A 1,138-nucleotide genomic window follows, 5' to 3' on the forward strand; every position below is an offset into this window, starting at 1 on the left:
GGTCAAGTCCATATTTATGTGTAAAATCTCATCCGTGTTATCTGAAATGATGCTAACGAGTTTTACGCCATTCGTGGTATGAAGACATATCCATGAATTTACGGCTAGACTCCCAGTGTGCCTCAATCTCCATTAGCACAGAGCCGATCATGCGCACAACGGCTTCACGGTTCGGGAAGATACGAATGACGCGCTCACGTCGACGAATCTCGCCGTTCACACGTTCAATACCGTTGGAAGTGCGTAGTCGAACACGGTACTCCTCTGGATAGACAAGTATTGCTGTGGCATCGTCAAAGCCATTTTCAAGCGTATCCATCGCCTTTGGAGCTTTGTCCTGAAAAGCATCTAATGTGTCTTTCAAGCATTTCCTGGCGATGTCTAGGTCCGGTGCTTCAAAAATGGAGCGAACCATACCTTTAATGCTCGCCTGTAGCGACTTCGGTGCAGCATCCAGTATGTTTCGCATAAAGTGCGTCTGGCACCGTTGCCACGTTACGCCTTGAAAGTGTTGACGAATCGCCTTGACCAAACCACCATGCGTATCACTCGTGATACAATCGACGCCCTGCAGGCCACGCTCCTTCAATTGGTTGAAGAAAGCGCCCCAGCTTGCTTCGGATTCCGTATCGCCTACCGCTAGTCCAAGGATCTCTCGATTGCCATCTGTGTTCACGCCATAGCCAATAAAGACACCTCTAGAGCGTATACGGCCATCTTCGCGCACTTTCACATACATGGCATCTACCGTAATAAATGGATAAGCAACTTCGTGCAGAGAGCGGTTATTCCACCCCTGAACGACCGGATCGAGCTGTTTGCATAATTCACTAACGGTCGATTTGGAGAACTCTCTTCCGCATAGTTCTTCCGTGACACGGGCTACTTTACGGGTGGAGACCCCATTGATCACAAGTTCCATCAGGGTGAGCACGAGCGCTTGTTCACTCCTTTGGTAACGTTTAAAGAGCTCCGTCGAGAACTTGCCATCCCTGAATCTTGGGATTTGCAAAGTGATGCTACCCACACGTGTCGTCAGGCTTCGATTGTAGCTTCCATTTCGTTGTCCCTGTCTATCCGGTGTGCGCTCATATTCGGATGCTGCTAGTTGTTCTGTGGCTTGTGCCTTTAGCACTTG

At 49.3% G+C, this 1,138-nt stretch carries 1 protein-coding gene; it reads right to left on the bottom strand.

The window, feature by feature from the left end:
• Positions 1–52: 52 nt before the first annotated feature.
• Positions 53–1,138: IS256 family transposase (locus tag AC0YNZ_RS31390; protein ID WP_475830277.1), on the bottom strand; the 1,086-nt coding region annotated here is incomplete at its 5' end.

Source organism: Paenibacillus sp. J2L1-98 (assembly GCF_056269405.1).